At 77.0% G+C, this 17,180-nt stretch carries 18 protein-coding genes; 6 read left to right on the top strand and 12 right to left on the bottom strand.

The features are described from left to right. Window positions 1-10 precede the first annotated feature (10 nt). Both ACI8AR_RS03865 and ACI8AR_RS03860 read right to left on the bottom strand, forming a co-directional pair. Window positions 11-1,831, bottom strand: coding sequence for an ABC transporter ATP-binding protein (locus ACI8AR_RS03865; protein WP_457049799.1), 1,821 nt, complete (start codon window positions 1,829-1,831; stop codon window positions 11-13). Further along, on the bottom strand, window positions 1,828-3,603 hold the full coding sequence (locus tag ACI8AR_RS03860; RefSeq protein WP_457049798.1) for an ABC transporter ATP-binding protein: 1,776 nt from the start codon (window positions 3,601-3,603) through the stop codon (window positions 1,828-1,830). The genes ACI8AR_RS03865 and ACI8AR_RS03860 overlap by 4 nt, the downstream gene beginning before the upstream one ends. A 113-nt stretch (window positions 3,604-3,716) precedes the next feature. Between ACI8AR_RS03860 and ACI8AR_RS03855 the strand changes: the two genes are divergently transcribed. After that, window positions 3,717-4,358 (top strand): TIGR03085 family metal-binding protein, encoded by a 642-nt coding sequence (locus tag ACI8AR_RS03855; protein WP_457049797.1) that lies wholly within the window; start codon window positions 3,717-3,719, stop codon window positions 4,356-4,358. 67 nt (window positions 4,359-4,425) lie between these two features. On the opposite strand, the gene hisF is transcribed toward ACI8AR_RS03855, so the two are convergent. The 3 genes from hisF to priA are packed head-to-tail and all read right to left on the bottom strand — an operon-like array spanning window position 4,426 to window position 6,334. Then, window positions 4,426-5,220 (bottom strand): imidazole glycerol phosphate synthase subunit HisF, encoded by a 795-nt coding sequence (hisF, locus tag ACI8AR_RS03850; protein WP_457049796.1) that lies wholly within the window; start codon window positions 5,218-5,220, stop codon window positions 4,426-4,428. Continuing rightward, on the bottom strand, window positions 5,217-5,603 hold the full coding sequence (locus ACI8AR_RS03845; RefSeq protein ID WP_457049795.1) for a RidA family protein: 387 nt from the start codon (window positions 5,601-5,603) through the stop codon (window positions 5,217-5,219). Before ACI8AR_RS03845 ends, hisF begins: the two co-directional genes overlap by 4 nt. Next, the gene (priA, locus tag ACI8AR_RS03840) at window positions 5,600-6,334 is read right to left on the bottom strand and encodes a bifunctional 1-(5-phosphoribosyl)-5-((5-phosphoribosylamino)methylideneamino)imidazole-4-carboxamide isomerase/phosphoribosylanthranilate isomerase PriA (RefSeq protein WP_457049794.1); all 735 of its coding nucleotides are present in this window, start codon (window positions 6,332-6,334) and stop codon (window positions 5,600-5,602) included. Before priA ends, ACI8AR_RS03845 begins: the two co-directional genes overlap by 4 nt. 58 nt (window positions 6,335-6,392) lie before the next feature. On the opposite strand from priA, the gene ACI8AR_RS03835 reads away from it, so the two are divergent. Together ACI8AR_RS03835 and ACI8AR_RS03830 are read left to right on the top strand one after the other, a co-directional pair. Further along, entirely contained in the window at window positions 6,393-7,019 is a 627-nt protein-coding gene (locus tag ACI8AR_RS03835) for a nitroreductase family protein (RefSeq protein ID WP_457049793.1), read from the top strand. A 10-nt stretch (window positions 7,020-7,029) separates the two neighbouring features. Beyond that, the gene (locus tag ACI8AR_RS03830) at window positions 7,030-7,794 is read left to right on the top strand and encodes an SDR family NAD(P)-dependent oxidoreductase (protein WP_457049792.1); all 765 of its coding nucleotides are present in this window, start codon (window positions 7,030-7,032) and stop codon (window positions 7,792-7,794) included. Between the two features lie 6 nt (window positions 7,795-7,800). Here the strand turns inward: ACI8AR_RS03830 and ACI8AR_RS03825 are convergent, their stop codons facing one another. Continuing rightward, a complete protein-coding gene (locus tag ACI8AR_RS03825; RefSeq protein ID WP_457049791.1) occupies window positions 7,801-8,202 on the bottom strand; it encodes a VOC family protein in 402 nt (133 codons plus the stop codon). 107 nt (window positions 8,203-8,309) lie between these two features. Between ACI8AR_RS03825 and ACI8AR_RS03820 the strand changes: the two genes are divergently transcribed. After that, window positions 8,310-9,290 (top strand): helix-turn-helix transcriptional regulator, encoded by a 981-nt coding sequence (locus ACI8AR_RS03820; protein ID WP_457049790.1) that lies wholly within the window; start codon window positions 8,310-8,312, stop codon window positions 9,288-9,290. 33 nt (window positions 9,291-9,323) lie between these two features. On the opposite strand, the gene ACI8AR_RS03815 is transcribed toward ACI8AR_RS03820, so the two are convergent. After that, the gene (locus ACI8AR_RS03815; protein WP_457049789.1) at window positions 9,324-11,639 is read right to left on the bottom strand and encodes a M20/M25/M40 family metallo-hydrolase; all 2,316 of its coding nucleotides are present in this window, start codon (window positions 11,637-11,639) and stop codon (window positions 9,324-9,326) included. 65 nt (window positions 11,640-11,704) lie between these two features. On the opposite strand from ACI8AR_RS03815, the gene ACI8AR_RS03810 reads away from it, so the two are divergent. After that, window positions 11,705-12,745, top strand: coding sequence for a molybdopterin-dependent oxidoreductase (locus ACI8AR_RS03810; protein WP_457049788.1), 1,041 nt, complete (start codon window positions 11,705-11,707; stop codon window positions 12,743-12,745). 85 nt (window positions 12,746-12,830) lie between these two features. On the opposite strand, the gene hisH is transcribed toward ACI8AR_RS03810, so the two are convergent. After that, on the bottom strand, window positions 12,831-13,466 hold the full coding sequence (gene hisH / locus ACI8AR_RS03805; protein ID WP_457049787.1) for an imidazole glycerol phosphate synthase subunit HisH: 636 nt from the start codon (window positions 13,464-13,466) through the stop codon (window positions 12,831-12,833). An 81-nt stretch (window positions 13,467-13,547) separates the two neighbouring features. On the opposite strand from hisH, the gene ACI8AR_RS03800 reads away from it, so the two are divergent. Next, complete coding sequence (locus ACI8AR_RS03800; protein ID WP_457049786.1) at window positions 13,548-13,886, top strand: hypothetical protein; 339 nt, start codon at window positions 13,548-13,550, stop codon at window positions 13,884-13,886. Here the strand turns inward: ACI8AR_RS03800 and ACI8AR_RS03795 are convergent. Genes ACI8AR_RS03795 through hisD form a run of 4 tightly spaced genes read right to left on the bottom strand, consistent with a single transcriptional unit; the run spans window position 13,873 to window position 17,074 of the window. After that, complete coding sequence (locus ACI8AR_RS03795) at window positions 13,873-14,049, bottom strand: hypothetical protein (RefSeq protein ID WP_456926678.1); 177 nt, start codon at window positions 14,047-14,049, stop codon at window positions 13,873-13,875. The genes ACI8AR_RS03800 and ACI8AR_RS03795 overlap by 14 nt on opposite strands. A gap of 3 nt (window positions 14,050-14,052) precedes the next feature. Then, a complete protein-coding gene (gene hisB / locus ACI8AR_RS03790) occupies window positions 14,053-14,649 on the bottom strand; it encodes an imidazoleglycerol-phosphate dehydratase HisB (protein ID WP_456926677.1) in 597 nt (198 codons plus the stop codon). A 5-nt stretch (window positions 14,650-14,654) separates the two neighbouring features. Then, a complete protein-coding gene (locus ACI8AR_RS03785; protein WP_457049785.1) occupies window positions 14,655-15,773 on the bottom strand; it encodes a histidinol-phosphate transaminase in 1,119 nt (372 codons plus the stop codon). Continuing rightward, on the bottom strand, window positions 15,770-17,074 hold the full coding sequence (hisD, locus tag ACI8AR_RS03780; RefSeq protein ID WP_457049784.1) for a histidinol dehydrogenase: 1,305 nt from the start codon (window positions 17,072-17,074) through the stop codon (window positions 15,770-15,772). The genes ACI8AR_RS03785 and hisD overlap by 4 nt, the downstream gene beginning before the upstream one ends. Window positions 17,075-17,180 lie beyond the last annotated feature (106 nt).

The following is a 17,180-nucleotide window of genomic DNA, read 5'->3' as shown; positions in this document are numbered from 1 at the left end:
CGGCGCCCGCTCAGGCGACGCGCTCGGGCTCCCCCGCCGACGACCGGCGCCACGAGGCGTGCAGCCGCGCGTAGGGGCCGACGGCGTCGACCAGGTCCGCGTGCGTGCCGCGCTGCACGACCCGGCCGGCGTCGACGACGAGCACCTCGTCGGCCCGCTCGGCGGTGGACAGCCGGTGCGCGATGGTCAGCGTGGTGCGGCCCTCGGTGAGCCGGTCCAGGGCCAGGGTCAGCCGCCGCTCGGTGGCCGGGTCGACGGCGCTGGTGGCCTCGTCGAGCACCAGCAGGTCGGGCGCGGCCACGTGCGCGCGGGCGATGGCGACCAGCTGCCGCTCCCCCGCCGACAGCGACTCCCCGCGCTGGCCGACCGCCGTCGCGACGCCGTCGGCCAGGCCGGCCAGCCAGTCGCCGAGGCCGAGCTCGGCGAAGGCCGCGGTGACCTGCTCGTCGGTGAGGTCCGGGCGGCCGTAGCGGACGTTGTCGGCGACGGTGGCGTCGAACAGGAAGCCGTCCTGCGGCACCATGCCGACCCGCCGGCGCAGCGAGGCGAACGCCACGTCGGGCAGCGGCACCCAGCCGGTCGCGTCGGAGCCGAGCAGCACCCGGCCCTCGGTGGGGTCCATGAGCCGGGTGACCAGCTTGGCGAACGTCGTCTTGCCCGACCCGGTCTCCCCGACGACGGCGTAGCGGCGGCGCGGCGCCAGCGCGAGGTCGACGTCGTCGAGGGCCGCCCGCGCGCCCGGGGCGTAGCGGAAGGTGACGTGCTCGAGCCGGACGCCCAGCGGCCCGGCCGGCAGCTCGCGCGCGGTGCCGGTGGCGGCGGGGTCGCGGACGTCGGGCTCGGTGTCGAGGACGTCGAGCACCCGGCGGAACCCGGCGACCGCGTTCTGCCCCTCGTTGAGCACCTCGCTGGCGGTCTGCACCGGCGCGACGAAGAGCGTGACGAGGAACAGGAACGCCACCAGCGTGCCGGCGGTGACCTCCCCGGCCAGGCCGAGCAGCACGCCGACCACGACGACGGCGGCGTTGGCGACCGCGGCCGCGAACTCGCCGGTGACGAAGACGGCCGCGGTGACCTTCTGCGCGTCGACCTGGGCGCGGTAGTGCCGGCCGATGGCCCGGTCCAGGCGGGCCGCCGTCCGCTCGCGGATGCCGTAGGCGCGCACCGTCGGCGCGCCGACGACGGACTCCGACACCGCGGCGAGCACGTCGCCGACCCGCTCGCGGACCACGCCGTAGGCGACCTGCAGCCGGCGGGCGAACCAGCGGACGGCGAAGGCCAGGGGCAGGAAGCAGAGGAGCACCAGCAGGGTCAGCTGCCAGGAGTAGACCGCCATGACGACGGTGGCCACGACCAGCTGGCCGAGGCTGACCACGCCGAGGACGCCGCCCCACTGCATGAAGGTGGACAGCTGGTCGACGTCGCTGGTGACGCGGGAGACCAGGGAGCCGCGGCGCTCGCCCTGCTGGTGCAGCACCGACAGGTCGTGCACGTGGCGGAACGCCCGGGCGCGCAGCCCGGCCAGCGCGGTCTCGGTGGTGCGGAACAGCCGGACGTTCATCCGGTAGACCGCCACCCCGGTGACCAGGACGACGACCGCGCAGACCAGGACCAGCGTGCGGACCAGGCCGAGGTCGGGGCCGCCGGGGGCGAGCAGGCCGCGGTCGATGACCTGCTGGACGGCGATCGGCACGACCACCCGCCCGGCGGTGGCGAGCAGCGCGAGCGCGAAGGTGGCCGGCAGCCCGCGGCGGAACTCCGGCATCATCCGCAGCCCGCGGCGCAGCGTGGCGAACGCGCCCTCCCGCCGCTCGGTGTCCACGGCGCTCACGCCGCCACCTCCGCCTGGGCGTAGGCGCGGACCAGCGCGGCGTAGCCGGGCACGGTGGCCAGCAGCTCCTCGTGGCTGCCGCGGGCGGTGACCCGGCCGTTCTCCAGCCACACCACCTCGTCGGCGAGGGCGATGGTGGCCTGCCGGTAGGCGACGACGACCACCGTCGAGGGCCGGTCGGCCGAGCGCAGCGCGTCGAGGATGCGCGCCTCGACGGCGGGGTCGACGGCGCTGGTGGCGTCGTCGAGGACGAGCAGCCGGGGCCGGCGGATCACGGCGCGGGCCAGGGCCAGCCGCTGCCGCTGGCCGCCGGACAGGGTGGCGCCGCGCTCGCCGACGCGGGTGTCCAGACCCTCGGGCAGCCGGTCGACGAAGTCCTCGGCGGCGGCCACGCGCAGCGCGGCGCGCACCTCGCCGTCGCCGTACTCCCCGCCCAGGGTCACGTTGCCGCGGACGGTGTCGTCGAAGAGGAAGGTGCCCTGCGGGACGAACGCGGCCTGACCGCTGACCTCGCCCTCGCGCAGCCGGCGCAGGTCGACGCCGTCGAGCAGCACCTCGCCGCCGGCCGGGTCGACCAGCCGCACCAGCAGCCCGGCCAGCGTGGACTTGCCCGAGCCGGTCGGCCCGACGACGGCGACCGTGCTGCCGGCCGCGACGTCGAAGGTGACCTGCGACAGCACCGGCTGCGACGCGCCGTCGAAGACGTGGTCGACCGCGCGCAGGCCCAGCCGGGCGCCGCCGTCACCGGTCGGTGCGGTCTCCGGGCCGTGCGGGGTCTCGCCGGTGGCGTCGAGCACCGGGGTGACCCGGTCGAAGCCGGCGAGGGCGCGCGGGAGGTCGGCGAGCACCCAGCCGATCGCGCGGATGGGCAGTGCGAGCAGCGTGAACAGGTAGGCGATGCTCACCAGGTCGCCGGCGTCGGTGGCGCCGGAGGCGACCCGGCCGGCGCCGACCACCAGCACGGCGAGCGTGCCGAGGTTGGGCAGCGCCTCCATCAGCGGGTCGAACAGCCCCCGCACCCGGCCGACCGACACCAGCCCGTCGCGGAGCTCCCGGGCGCGCTCGGTGAACCGGGCGCTCTCGACGTCCTCGCGGCCGAGGGTCTTGACCACCAGGCCCGCGTCGAAGCTCTCGTGGGCGATCTCGCTGACCTCGGCGCGCAGCTGCTGCGCCCGCTGCATCCGCGGGCTCATCACCTGCGAGTAGACGGCGTTGACCACGAAGACCAGCGGGAAGACGACGAAGCCGACCAGGGCCAGCAGCGGGTCGGTGGCCACCAGCGCGACGACGGTGATGGCGATCATCACGAGCGTCCCGCAGGCGAACGGCAGCGGGGAGACGAAGTACCAGGCGGCCTCGACGTCGGAGTTCGCGTTGGACAGCAGCTGCCCGGTGGGGTGGCGCTGGTGCCAGGCCAGCGGCAGCCGCAGGTACTGCGCGGTGACGCGGCGGCGGTAGTCGGCCTGCAGGCGGTAGGCCATCACGCCGGCGAACAGCCGGCGGCCGAGGATGCCGACGATCTTGAGCACCGAGACGCCGAGGATCACGACGACGGCGAGGGTGAGCGCGCCGGCGGTGGTGTCGCCGTCGGCGAAGGCCGGCAGCACCACCCGGTCGGTGACCTCGCCGATGACGAACGCCGACAGCACGGTCATCGCGGCGTAGAGGCTGCTGGCGGCCACGGCCAGGGTGAACATCCCGCGCTGCTCGCGGATGGACCGGGCGACGTGGCGCAGTCCCCGCCGGACGACGGCGTCTCGGGCGCGGGGCACGGATCTCCTCGGGGTTCGCGACCGCGGCACTCGCAGTCGTTAGTCAGGCTAACCGGCGGCACCGACAGGGGCCTGCGGGTTTTCCGGGTGGACGGGATCGGTAACCCGCCGCGGTGACCTCCTCTTCCCGCCCGCTCGCCGCCCGCGAGCGCGCGGCCCTCGCCGACCTCCTCGACGACCTCGGCCCCGACGCCCCGACCTGCTGCGCGGGGTGGACGACGGCGCACCTGGCCGCCCACCTGGTGACCCGTGACCGCCGCCCCGACGCGCTGCCCGGCTACGCGCTGGAGCGCACGCCGGTCGGTGGCCGGCTGCACGCCCACGCGGAGCGGGTCGAGGAGCGGCTGCGCACCGCGACGGCGTATCCCGAGCTGGTGGCCCGGGTGCGGCAGGGCCCGCCGGCGTGGCTGCCGATGGGCTGGCCCGGGGTGTCGGCGCTCGCGGACTCCGCCGAGTTCGCGATCCACCACGAGGACGTGCGGCGGGCGCAGCCCGGCTGGGCGCCGCGCGCGCTGCCGCTGGCCGACGCCGACCGGCTCTGGGGCGCGGCGCAGCTGTTCGCCCGCATGGCGGCCGCGCAGCACCCCGGCGGCCTGGTGCTGCAGCGCAGCGACGTCCCCGGGCCCGGGAGGCGGGTCCGCGCCGGGTCGGCACCCACCACCGTCGAGGGCGAGCCGATGGAGCTCCTGCTGTGGGCCACCGGCCGCGGCGACGTGGCCGAGGTGGCCGTGCGGGGAGGCACCCCCGTCGACTGACGGTCCCGTGCACTTCCGCGGAAGCGCCCCGTGCACTTCCGCGGAACTGCACGGCCCCTGGCCGCCGTCAGCGCAGGGGCGTGTCCGCGGCGGTGCGCACCGGGACGCCGGCGCCGGCCAGCGCGGCCTTGACGTCGCCGATCCGCAGCGTCCCGAAGTGGAAGACGCTGGCGGCGAGCACCGCGTCGGCGCCGGCCTCGACCGCGGGCGGGAAGTGCTCGACCGCGCCGGCGCCGCCGCTGGCGATCACCGGGACGCTCACCTCGCGGCGCACCGCGCGGATCAGCTCGGTGTCGAACCCGGCGCGGGTGCCGTCGGCGTCCATCGAGTTGAGCAGCACCTCCCCCACCCCGAGCTGCGCGGCCTGCACCACCCACTCGACGGCGTCGCGGCCGGTGCCGCGGCGCCCGCCGTGCGTGGTGATCTCGAAGCCGGAGTCGGTGGCCGCACCGTCGCGCACCCGGCGGGCGTCGAGGGACAGGACGAGCACCTGGTTGCCGAAGCGGTCGGCGATCTCGCTGATCAGCTCGGGCCGGGCGACCGCGGCGGTGTTCACCGCGACCTTGTCCGCGCCCGCGCGCAGCAGCCGGTCGACGTCGTCGGGGCTGCGCACGCCGCCGCCGACGGTCAGCGGGATGAACACGCTCTCGGCGGTGCGCCGGACGACGTCGTAGGTGGTCTCGCGGTCGCCGGAGCTGGCGGTGATGTCGAGGAAGGTGAGCTCGTCGGCGCCCTCGGCGTCGTAGACGCGGGCCATCTCCACCGGGTCGCCGGCGTCGCGCAGGTCGACGAAGTTGACGCCCTTGACCACCCGGCCGGCGTCGACGTCGAGGCACGGGATCACGCGGACGGCGAGGCTCACGAGGACCTCACCGCGTCGGCCTCGACCTCGACGAGCATGTCGGGGTGCAGCAGGGAGGCGACGCCGATCATCGCGGTGGCCGGCCGGACGGCGCCGAACACCTCGCCGTGCACCCGCCCGACCTCCTCCCAGCGGCTGGTGTCGGTGACGTACATCCGGGTGCGGACGACGTCGGCGGCGGTCAGGCCCGCCGACTCCAGCGCGTCGACCAGCACGCCGAAGGCCACCCGGGCCTGCGCGGCCATGTCGCCGGGGTGCACGACCGCGCCGTCGACGGTGGCGGTGCAGCCGCTCACCCAGGCGGAGTCGCCGTGCACGACGACCCGGCTGTAGCCGACGACGTCCTCCCAGGGCCCGCCGGAGCCGATCCGCCGCGCGGTCACGACGACGCCTCGCGGGTGACCGCCAGCGCCTCGGGCAGCGTGAACGCGCCGGCGTAGAGCGCCTTGCCGACGATCGCGCCCTCGACGCCGACCGCGGTCAGCCCGGCCAGTGCGCGGATGTCGTCGAGCGAGCTGACCCCGCCGGAGGCGACCACCGGCCGCGGGGTGGCGGCGCACACCTCGCGCAGCAGGTCCAGGTTGGGGCCGCGCAGCGTGCCGTCCTTGGTGATGTCGGTGACCACGTAGCGGGCGCAGCCCTCGGCGTCGAGGCGGGCGAGGGTCTCGTAGAGCTCGCCGCCCTCGCGGGTCCAGCCGCGGGCGGCCAGCCGGGTGCCGCGGACGTCGAGGCCGACGGCGATCCGGTCGCCGTGCTCGGCGATCGCGCGGGCGCACCACTCGGGCGACTCCAGCGCCGCGGTGCCCAGGTTGACCCGGCGGCAGCCGGTGGCGAGTGCCGCGGCCAGCGACTCGTCGTCGCGGATGCCGCCGGACAGCTCCACGTCGACGTCGAGCTCGCCGACCACCCGGGCCAGCAGCTCGCGGTTGCCGCCCCGGCCGAAGGCGGCGTCGAGGTCGACCAGGTGCACCCACTCGGCGCCGTCGCGCTGCCACTGCAGGGCGGCGTCGAGCGGGTCGCCGTAGGAGGTCTCGCTGCCGGCCTCCCCCTGCACGAGCCGGACGGCCTGGCCGTCGGCGACGTCGACGGCGGGGAGCAGCTGGAGGGTCGGCACGTCCCCAGCCTAGGGACCGGCCCGCTGTGTCCTGGCTCGCCCACGGCAGGCTGCGGGGGTGGAGTTCACCGACGTCGTCCGCAGGCGCCGCATGGTGCGCGACTACGACCCCGACCGGCCGGTGCCGCCGGAGGTGCGCGAGCGGCTGCTCGAGCACGCGATCCGGGCGCCGTCGGCCGGGTTCACCCAGGGCTGGGCGTTCCTGGTGCTGGAGACGCCCGCGGAGCGGGACCTGTTCTGGTCGGTGACCGCCTCCGGTGCCGTCCCCCACCCGCCCGGCCCCGACGCGTGGCTGACCCGGATGCGGCGGGCGCCGCTGCTGGTGGTCCCGCTGTCGTCGAAGGACGCCTACCTCGACCGCTACGCCGAGCCGGACAAGGGCTGGACCGACCGCGACGAGGCCCGCTGGCCGGTGCCGTACTGGGACGTCGACGCCGGGATGGCGGCGCTGATGGTGCTGCTGACCGCCGTCGACGAGGGGCTGGGCGCCTGCCTGTTCGGGGTCCCGGCCGAGCGGGTGGACGCCTTCCGGGACGCGTTCGGGATCCCCGGCACCCACCGGCCGGTCGGCGTCGTGTCGGTCGGCTACCCGGGCGCGGACGACCGGCGCTCGCCGTCGCTGAGGCGGGGCCGGCGGGGCGTGGAGGAGGTCGTCCACCGCGGCCGCTGGAGCACGGCTGGTTGACTGCCCGCCCGTGACCTCCTCCTCCTCCTCGCGCGCCGTCCTCGTCACCGGTGGCTCCCGCGGCATCGGCCGCGCGATCGCCCGCGCCTTCGCCGGGCGCGGCGACCGGGTGGCCGTCCACTGGGGCACCTCGGAGGAGCGCGCCGAGGCCGTGCTCGCCGAGCTGCCCGGGTCCGGCCACGCGCTGGTGCAGGCCGACATGACCGACGCCGAGGCCGTGGGCGCGATGGTCGACGCCGCCGCGGAGGCGCTGGGCGGGCTGGACGTGCTGGTCAACAACGCCGGCGTCTTCGTGGCCTCCCCGCCGCTGACCGCCTCCTTCGAGGAGTGGCGGGAGGTGTGGGAGCGGACGCTCGCGGTCAACCTGCTCGGCGCCGCGCACGCCACCTTCCGCGCCGTGCCGCACCTGCGCGCCGCCGGCGGCGGCGCGGTGGTCAACGTGTCCAGCCGCGGCGCCTTCCGCGGCGAGCCGCAGAACCCGGCCTACGGCGCCTCGAAGGCCGGGATGAACGCCTTCGCGCAGTCGATGGCGCTGGCGCTGGCGCCGCTGGGCATCTCGGTCACCGCCGTGGCGCCGGGCTTCGTGCAGACCGAGATGGCGCGCGAGGTGCTCGACGGCCCCGGCGGCGACGCCGTCCGCGCGCAGTCGCCCTTCGGCCGGGTCGCCCGCCCGGAGGAGGTGGCCTCGGCGGTGCTGTGGCTGGCCTCGCCCGAGGCCCGGTTCAGCACCGGCACGATCGTCGACGTCAACGGCGCGTCCTACCTGCGCAGCTGAGCCCGGTCAGCCGCCGTGGGCGGCGGCCCAGTGCGGGCTGGTGATGAGCCCGAGCAGGTTGCCGAACGGGTCGGCGACCACCGCGGTCGACCAGCCCTCCCCGCGCACGGTGGGCGGGGAGACGACGGTGGCGCCGGCGTCCTCGAGGCGCCGCAGCGCGGCGGGCAGGTCGTCGACGTGCCAGTGGACGACGGCGCCGGCCGGCCGGCCGCTCGCCCAGGTGGCGTAGCGGGCGTCCATGATGCCGAGCTCGTCCTCGTCGTCGCCGAGGCGGAACTCGACGTAGGCGGCCGGTCCCTCGACGGGGCGGGTGAAGTAGGGCTCGGCGTCGAGGACGCCGGCGTACCAGCGGGCGGCCGCGGGGACGTCGTCGGCGAGCAGGGTCACGGTGGCCAGGCCTCGGAGCACGGGAGGGTCCCTCCGTCGGGCGGTCCGCCGGCTGCGGCCCGCTCCAGGACGACACTGCCGGGCGAAGTGCTCACCTCCTGAGCACTTTCCGCGGCATCCTCGGGGGCGTGCGCGCCGACCGGCTGGTCGCCCTCCTCCTGCTGCTGCAGGCCCGCGGCCGGGTCACCGCCGCGCAGGCCGCCGCCGAGCTGGAGGTGTCGGTGGCGACCGCGCGGCGCGACCTGGAGGCGCTGTCGGCGGCGGGCGTCCCGGTGTACCCGCAGGCCGGTCGGGGCGGCGGGTGGCGGCTGGTCGGCGGGGCGCGCACCGACCTCACCGGCCTGACCGGGCCCGAGGCGCGGGCACTGTTCCTGCTGCTCGGCCCCACCACCGCGGCCGGGCCGGACGCGCGGGGCGCGCTGCGCAAGCTGCTGCGGGCGCTGCCGGGGACCTTCCGCGCCGAGGCCGCGGCCGCCGCGGAGGCGGTCGTCGTCGACCCGGCCGGCTGGGGAGAGCGCGCCCGCGAGCGGCCGGAGGTGGCGCTGCTGCTCGACGCCGTCGTCGCCCGGCGGGTGGTGGAGTTCGACTACGCGGGGCGCGGCGGCACCCCCGGCCGGCGGCGGGCCGAGCCGTGGGGGCTCGTGGACAAGGACGGCACCTGGTACCTGGTCGCCGGCACCGCGGCGGGGCGGCGCACCTTCCGCGTCGACCGCATGGGGTCGCCGGCGGTGACCGGGGAGGTCTTCGAGCGGCCGGCCGGCCTGGACCTGCCCGGCGTGTGGGACGAGGTGGTCGGCGCGGTCGAGGACCGGCGGTCCCCCGTGACGGCGACGGTGCTGGTGGCCGGGCGGCTGGTCCCCGTGCTGCGGGACCGGTTCGGCCGGCACTGCGCCGTCGAGGGCGGCCCGGACGGCGACGGGCGGGTGCGGCTGCGGGTGGCGGCGCACACGGTGCGCGCGGTCGCCGAGCAGCTGGCCGGGTTCGGCGCCGCGGTGGAGGTGGCCGGGCCCGCCGCGGTGCGCGCCGAGCTCGCCGCGATCGGCGCCGAGCTGCTGGCCCGCCACGGGGACCCGCCGGGTGCCGACCTGCCGCGGCCTCGGCCGTCCTGAGACCGCAGCAGGTCGACACCCGGCGCGCGCCGGTCAGCCGAGCTCCGTCGTCGCCCCCACGACCACGAGGTCGGAGCTGTGCGTGCCGGCCGCGTCCACGCCGGGCGGGCGCTCCTCGAAGCCGGGCAGGTCGCCCAGCCCGTCGCTGCCGTCGACCACCCGCAGCCGCAGCGGCCCGTCGCCGTCCACGGTGAACGTGGCCTCCACGCCCTGCGCGGGCGGCGCGTGGAAGGTGACCCACAGCCGGTCCTCCCCCAGCGCCTGCGCCGGGACGTCGCGCGCCTCCACCCGGGCGCCGCCGACCGTCCCGCCGTCGGTGGTGAGGTCCAGCACCACCAGCCGGACCTCGCGCTGCGGCGTGACCCGCACGGTCACCGTCCGCTGCCCGCCGGAGGAGCGGTCGTCGAGGACCTCGACCCGCGACGTCGGCAGGTTCGCGACCTCCGCCGGGCCGGCCGCCACCGCCTCCCCGGCGAGGTAGGGGTAGTCGTGCGGCAGCGTCCGCGGGGTGCCGACGTAGCGCGCGGTGTACTCCCCCGGGGCGTCCTCGGTGCTGGCCCACCACGCCTCGCCGGTGTCGGCCTCCAGCGCGTAGACCAGCTGGCTGGGCACCGGGTGCTGCGGGTCGAAGCGGTCCACGGCCAGCCCGACGGCGGTGAGCAGCACGGTCAGTGCGACGGCGACCCCGGGCACGGCGAGCGTCCGCAGCCGGGCGCGGCCGGCCGGGAACAGCCCCTCCACCACCGGCAGCAGCGCCAGGGCGAGCATCGTGGCAACCGCCGCGGGCGCGGCCCCGCCGGCCAGGCCGAGCGCCGGGAAGAACAGCGCCACGGTCGGCGCGAGGACGACGACCGCGACCGCCCCGGCGACCAGCGCGCCGGCGAGCCCGGCCCGCCGCGGCAGCAGCCCGGCGAGCGCGCCGGCCAGCGCCGGCAGCGCGGCCAGGTACGACCCGCCGGGCGCCAGCGCCGCGAGCAGCACCGCGAGGACGGCGAGCAGCGCCAGCGCCCCGGTGCGCAGCGCCGCGGCACCCAGGCGGCGGCGCAGCAGCGCGTACCAGGCCAGCACCACCGCCGCGACCAGCGCGACCGCCGCCAGCCGGAACCAGCCCGGCTGCCACGGGTCGATCATCGAGGCGTAGCCGGGCCGGACGAGCACCAGCAGCCGCCACAGCCCGACGACGGCCAGCGGTGCGAGCACGAGCGGCAGCAGCGCGGCGGCCGTGCCGAGCAGCGTCCGCGGCAGCGACGAGCCGCGCCGCCGGTCCACCAGCGCCAGCACGGCGACGCCGAGCACCGCCGCCCCCGCCAACGGCCACACCAGCGCGCCCGGGTACCGCGCGAGCCCGGTGGGCAGCGGGAAGTAGGTGGCGTCGCCGTCGCCGGGGCGGGCCAGGTCGGCCAGGTCGGCGTCACCGAGCTCCCGGGTGAGGGCGAGGGTGTTGTCGCCCAGCGCCTGCAGCGTGCGCTGGTCCAGCCGGGCGGGGGTGTCCTGCGGGGTGTGGTAGGCGGCGTTGCCGTCGATGAACGCGGTGTTCAGGCCGGTGAAGTCGCCGTCGCCGAGCAGGACGCTGAAGTCGGTGTCGTTGGGCAGCGTCCGGTACACCTCGACGGCGAAGCTGCTGGCCACCGGGTGCGGCACCGCGGCGGCGTACCGCGCGGCCAGCCCGGCGTTGCCCAGCGACGTCTCGAACATGATCGGCGGGCCGGTGGTGCCGCGGGCCTCGAGGTTGAGCACCACCCCGCCCTCGCTCGCCAGCGGGTGGCTGTCGGCGAACGCCTCGGCGCCGCACAGGCAGGCCTCCTCGGCGTCGGTGATCACCACGACGACGTCGTTGCGCAGCGGCTCGCCCTCGCCGAGGGCGCGCACCGTCTCGAGGATCGCGGCCACGCCGGCGGCGTCGTCGCTGGCGCCGGGGCCGGTCTCCACCGAGTCCGAGTGCGCCATGAGGAACAGCCGGCCGGTGCTGTCGGTGCCGGGCAGCACGGCGACGACGTTGCGCACCCGCGCCATCTCCGCCGCCCCGGGGCCGGCCTGCCAGGTGCCGACGGCCTTCTGCACCCGGGTGTCCAGGCCCAGGTCGGTGAGCGTGGCGACCAGCCCGTCGACGACGCGCTCGTGCGCCGGGCTGCCCGCGACGTGCACCTGCGCGGCGATCTCCTCCACGTGCGCGAAGGCCCGCCCGGCGCTGAACGAGCCCGCCGGGGCGTCGGCGGGCGCGGGGGCCGGCGGCCGGAGCGCCAGCACGCTCCAGACGGTCAGCCCGGCCAGCAGGACCAGCGTGACGAGCGGGCCGGCCGGCCCTCCGCGGCGCTCGGGTGCCGTGGCGGGGGTGCGCGACGCGGGCAAGCGGGTCCTCCTCGACCGGATGCGGGACCGGGTCACCCTAGGCGCGGGCGGAGGACACTCCGGGGATGCTGCGCGGTGCGCTCCCCGCCCGTGCCGGGCGCCGGACCAACCTCGGGCTGCTGGTGCTCCTGCTGGTGGCCGGCGGGACCGGGGTGCTCGCGTTCGGCGTCGGGACGCCGCTGCCCTCGCGGCTGGTGGCCGCCGCGCACGGGGCGGCGGGGCTGGGCCTGCTGCTGCTCCTGCCGTGGAAGGCCGTCGTCGTCCGCCGCTCGCGGGCGCGCACCCGCGGCCGCCGCGACCCGACGGCGGCGTGGGGCCTCGCGGTCCTCGCCGGGCTGACCGTCGCGACCGGTGTGCTGCACACCGTCGCGGGGCCGGGCCTGGCCGTGGGCGGCGTGGCGCTGCTGCAGGTGCACGTCGCGACGGCGGTCGGCACCGCGGTGCTGCTGGCGGTGCACGCCGTGGGCAGCCGGCAGCGGCCGCGGCGCAGCGACGCCTCCCGCCGCGCGCTGCTGCGGGCCGGCGGCCTGGCCGTCGCCGCGGCCGCGCTGTGGGGCGCGGTCGAGGGCGGCCTGCGGCTCACCGGCGCGCCGGGCGCGCGGCGGCGCGGCACCGGCTCGCACGAGCGCGGCAGCGGTGACCCCGCGGCCATGCCGGTCACCCAGTGGTTCACCGACGCCGTCCCGGACGACGCCGGCGGGACCGTCGAGCTGGTCGCGGGCGGCCGCACGACCCGGCTGCGCGCGGCCGGCCTGGACCGCGGCGACACGGTGACCGCAGTCCTGGACTGCACCGGCGGCTGGTACGCCGTCCAGCAGTGGCGCGGCGTGCGGCTGGACCGGCTGCTGGCCGGCCTCGACCTGCCCGACGGCGGCAGCGTCGACGTCGTCAGCGTCACCGGCTACCGGCGGCGGCTGCCGCTGGCCGACGCGGGCGCGCTGCTGCTGGCCACGCACTGCGCGGGCCGGCCGCTGTCGGCCGGGCACGGGGCGCCGGTGCGGCTGGTCGCGCCGGGCCGGCGCGGCTACTGGTGGGTGAAGTGGGTCCGCCGGGTGGAGGTGGTCGACGCGCCGTGGTGGCTGCAGCCGCCCGTCCCCCTGCAGTAGAAGGACCCCCTACCCCCCACCGCTCGCACGCTCGCGGCGGGACCCTGCAGGGGGCCGACGGAGCGGACCCTGCCGGGGCCGACCCTCAGAGGGTGGCCAGCCAGTTGGTGAGCAGCTGGGCGCCGGCGTCACCGCTCTTCTCCGGGTGGAACTGCGTCGCCGACAGCGCGCCGTTCTCCACGCCGGCGACGAACCGGTCGCCGTGCTCGGCCCAGGTGACCTTCGGCGGCGCCAGCCGCGACGGCGGGCCGTCCTGGCCGAGGGGAAACGAGCGGACGCCGTAGGAGTGCACGAAGTAGAAGCGCTCGTCGGCCAGGCCGTCGAACAGCACGCTGCCCTCGGGGACCTCGACCCCGTTCCAGCCCATGTGCGGCAGGACGGGCGCCTCAAGCTGCTCGACCGTGCCGGGCCACTCGCCGCAGCCCTCGGCGTCGTGGCCGTGCTCGACCCCGCGCTCGAAGAGGACCTGCATGCCGACGCAGATGCCCAGCACCGGCCGGCCGCCGGCCAGCCGCCGGCCGATGGTGCGCGGCCCGTCGACGGCGCGCAGCTCCTGCATGCAGTGCGCGAACGCGCCCACGCCCGGCACGACGAGCCCGTCGGCCTCCAGGGCGGCGTCGCGGTCGGCGGTCACGGTCACGTCGGCGCCGACGCGGGCCAGGGCCCGCTCGGCCGAGCGCAGGTTGCCCGACCCGTAGTCGAGGACGACCACCTTCTTCACGTCTGCCACGGTACGTGGCAGCGCAGGTGCGCCCGCCGGGATTCCCCGGCACCGCGGGTGGGCGCCGGTCGTTGCCCGGGCGTGGACAGGGACGTCCTGCGGCAGGCCGCCGTGGTCGCCGGCGTGCTCGGCGGCATGGTCAGCGGGGTCACCGGCGACCACGGCGACGGCGCGGAGAGCGACAGCCGGGTGCTGCCGGCCGACTGGGCGTTCGGCGTCTGGTCCCCGGTCTACGCGGGCTCGCTCGCCTACGCCGCCGAGACCGCCCGCCCCTCCCGCCGCCGCGGGCCCAGCTGCCGGTCGTGGCCGCGACGACGGCCGCCGACGCCCAGCGCCGGCGCCCGCTCGAGCACCGCGGCCACCGTCGGGCCGCCGAGGACGAGCCCGAGGAACCGGTCCCCGGGCGTCAGACCAGCCTGAGGATCCCCGACGCGGTGGCCAGCAGTGCCGCCACCAGCAGCACCACCGCGATCACGACCTGCGGGCCGGTGCGGCCCTTCGTGTCGTGGTCCGCCTTCCACATGCTCCACGCCCCGCCCAGCAGGAACCCGCCGAGGACGACGAGGACGACGCCGAACTCCATCCGTTACAGCGCGCCCTTGGTGGAGGGGACGTCGGCGACCCGCGGGTCGATCGCGACGGCGGCGCGCAGCGCCCGGGCGAGCGCCTTGAACTGGCCCTCGACGATGTGGTGGGCGTCGCGGCCGGCGTAGAGCACCCGCACGTGCAGGGTGATCCGCGCGTTGAAGGCGAACGACTCGAGCACGTGCTTGGTCAGCGACGTCGGGTAGTCCGGCCCGATCATCGGCGTCATCGTCTCGGGCTCGGCGTGCACGAAGTACGGCCGGCCGGACAGGTCGACGGCGGCCTGCACGAGCACCTCGTCCATGGGGATCGTGGCGTCGCCGTAGCGGGTGATGCCCTTCTTGTCCCCGAGCGCCTCGCCGAACGCCTGACCGAGGGCGATGGCGACGTCCTCGACGGTGTGGTGGGCGTCGATGTGCAGGTCGCCGTCGGCCTGCACGGTGAGGTCGATGCCGCTGTGCTTCGACAGCGCCGTGAGCATGTGGTCGTAGAAGCCGACGCCGGTGCTGATCGAGCTCTTCCCGGTGCCGTCGAGGTCCAGCTCGACGACCAGCTTGGTCTCGCTGGTGGCGCGCTCCACGCGGGCGGTACGGCTCATGGGTCTCAGTCTCCCAGGCGGTGGTCGGGGGCCACCTCACCCAGCGCGGTGAGGAAGGCGTCGGTCTCCGCCGGGGTGCCGGCGGTGACCCGCAGCCAGCCGGGGATGCCGACGTCGCGGACGAGGACGTCGTGGTCCAGCAGCGCCTGCCAGGCGGCGTGCGCGTCGGCGAACCGGCCGAACAGGACGAAGTTGGCGTCGCTGGGCACGCTGGTCAGGCCCAGGGACGGCAGCGTGGCGACGATCCGGTCGCGCTGGGCCTTGACCGCGTCGACGGTGGCCAGCAGCGCGTCGGTGTGCGCCAGCGCGGCCCGCGCGGCGGCCTGGGTCAGCGAGGACAGGTGGTAGGGCAGCCGGACCAGCTGCAGCGCGTCGACGACGGCGGGGTCGGCGGCGAGGTAGCCCAGCCGCAGGCCGGCCATGCCGAACGCCTTGCTCATCGTGCGGCTGACCACCAGCCGCGGGCGGCCGGGCAGCAGGGTCAGCGCCGACGGCGTGCCGGCGCGGGCGAACTCCTCGTAGGCCTCGTCGACGACGAGCACGCCGTCGGTGGCGTCGTACAGCTCGGTGATCGTCTCCAGCGCCACCGCGGTGCCGGTCGGGTTGTTCGGGCTGGTCACGAAGACGACGTCGGGCCGGACCTCGCGCACTTGGGCGGCGGCCTGCGCGGCGTCGATGGTGAAGTCCTCGCGGCGGTGCCCGTCGACCCACGCCGTCCCGGTGCCGGCGGAGATGATCGGGTGCATCGAGTAGGACGGGGTGAAGCCCAGCGCCGTGCGCCCGGCGCCGCCGAAGGCCTGCAGCAGCTGCTGCAGCACCTCGTTGGAGCCGTTGGCCGCCCACACCTGCGCGGGCTCGATCCGCTCCCCGCCGCGGCCGAGGTAGGCGGCGAGGTCGGCGCGCAGCGCGACGGCGTCCCGGTCGGGGTAGCGGTTGAGCTCGACCGCCGCGTGCCCGAGCGCCTCGCCGAGCGTGGCCAGCAGCTCCGCAGGCAGCGGGTGCGGGTTCTCGTTGGTGTTGAGCCGGTGGGTGACCTGCAGCTGCGGGGCGCCGTAGGGCGTGCGGCCGCGCAGCTCCGGCCGCAGCGGGAGATCGTCGAGCGATGTCCTCGGCGTGGTCGTCACGGCTTCTGCCGCACCCGGACCGCGGCCGCGTGCGCGGGCAGGTCCTCGGCGTGGGCGAGGGCGTCGACGTGCCCGGCCACCTCGGCCAGCGCCTGCTCGTCGTACTCGACGACGTGGATGCCGCGCAGGAACGACTGCACCGACAGACCGCTGGAGTGCCGGGCGCAGCCGCCGGTGGGCAGCACGTGGTTGGAGCCGGCGATGTAGTCGCCCAGCGACACCGGCGACCAGGCGCCGACGAACACCGCGCCGGCGTTGCGCACCCGCAGCGCCACCTCGCGCGCGTCCCGGGTCTGGATCTCCAGGTGCTCGGCGGCGTAGGCGTCGACCACCGCGAGGCCGGCGTCGAGGTCGTCGACCAGCACGATCCCCGACTGGCTGCCGTCGAGCGCGGTGAGGATGCGGTCGGAGTGCTTGGTGGCCGCGACCTGGCCGGGGACGAGGCCGAGGACGGCGTCGGCCAGCTCCTCGCTCGTGGTGACCAGCACCGCGCCGGCCAGCGGGTCGTGCTCGGCCTGGCTGATCAGGTCGGCGGCGACGTGCACCGGGTCGGCGGTGTCGTCGGCGAGGATCGCGACCTCGGTGGGGCCGGCCTCGGAGTCGATGCCGATCAGCCCGCGCAGCAGCCGCTTGGCGGCGGTCACGTAGACGTTGCCCGGACCGGTGACCACGTCCACCGGCTCACACGAGCCCGCGCCGTAGCCGAACACCGCGATCGCCTGCGCGCCGCCGACGGCGTAGACCTCGGTGACACCGAGCAGCGCGCACGCGGCCAGCACGCCGGGGTCGGGCAGGCCGCCGTGGTCGCGCTGCGGCGGGGAGGCGACGGCGATCGACGCGACGCCGGCGATCTGCGCCGGGACGACGTTCATCACCACGCTGGACAGCAGCGGCGCCAGCCCGCCGGGGACGTAGAGGCCGACGCGGCGCACCGGCACCCAGCGCTCGGTGACCGTGCCGCCGGGGACCACCTGGGTGGTGACGTCGGTGCGGGCCTGGTCGGCGTGCACCCGCCGCACCCGGGCGATGGCCTCCTCGAGCGCGGCCCGCACGTCGGGGGCCAGCCCGTCGAGCGCGGCCCGGATCGCCTCCACCGGGACGGCGAAGTCCTCGAGGTCGACGCCGTCGAGGCGGGCGGTGATCTCGCGGACCGCCTGGGCGCCGCGGACGCGGACGTCCTCGCACAGCGGCCGGACGGTGGCCAGGACGGAGTCGATGTCGGTGGCGGCGCGCGGCAGCAGGCCGGCCAGGTCACGGACCCCCGGCAGCGCGGATCCACGCAGGTCGATGCGGGCGAGCACGGGGAGGCCTCCGGAACCAGGCGAGGGACGACTCCCCAGCCTAGTCGGGGCGCGGTCGCCCGCCGTCACGCCGCCGGGGGCGCACGGCGCCCGTAGGCTCGCCGGT

The organism is Geodermatophilus sp. SYSU D01036, assembly GCF_054050435.1.
The sequence above is the reverse complement of the archived record's forward strand: the minus strand, read 5'-3'. Positions and strand labels throughout refer to the sequence as shown.

Coding starts and splice junctions, on each gene's coding strand:
- ACI8AR_RS03810 (WP_457049788.1), top strand. CDS start 11,705: ATGCTGCGCGGTGCGCTCCCCGCCCGTGCCGGGCGCCGGACCAACCTC.
- ACI8AR_RS03795 (WP_456926678.1), bottom strand. CDS start 14,049: ATGGAGTTCGGCGTCGTCCTCGTCGTCCTCGGCGGGTTCCTGCTGGGC.
- hisB (WP_456926677.1), bottom strand. CDS start 14,649: ATGAGCCGTACCGCCCGCGTGGAGCGCGCCACCAGCGAGACCAAGCTG.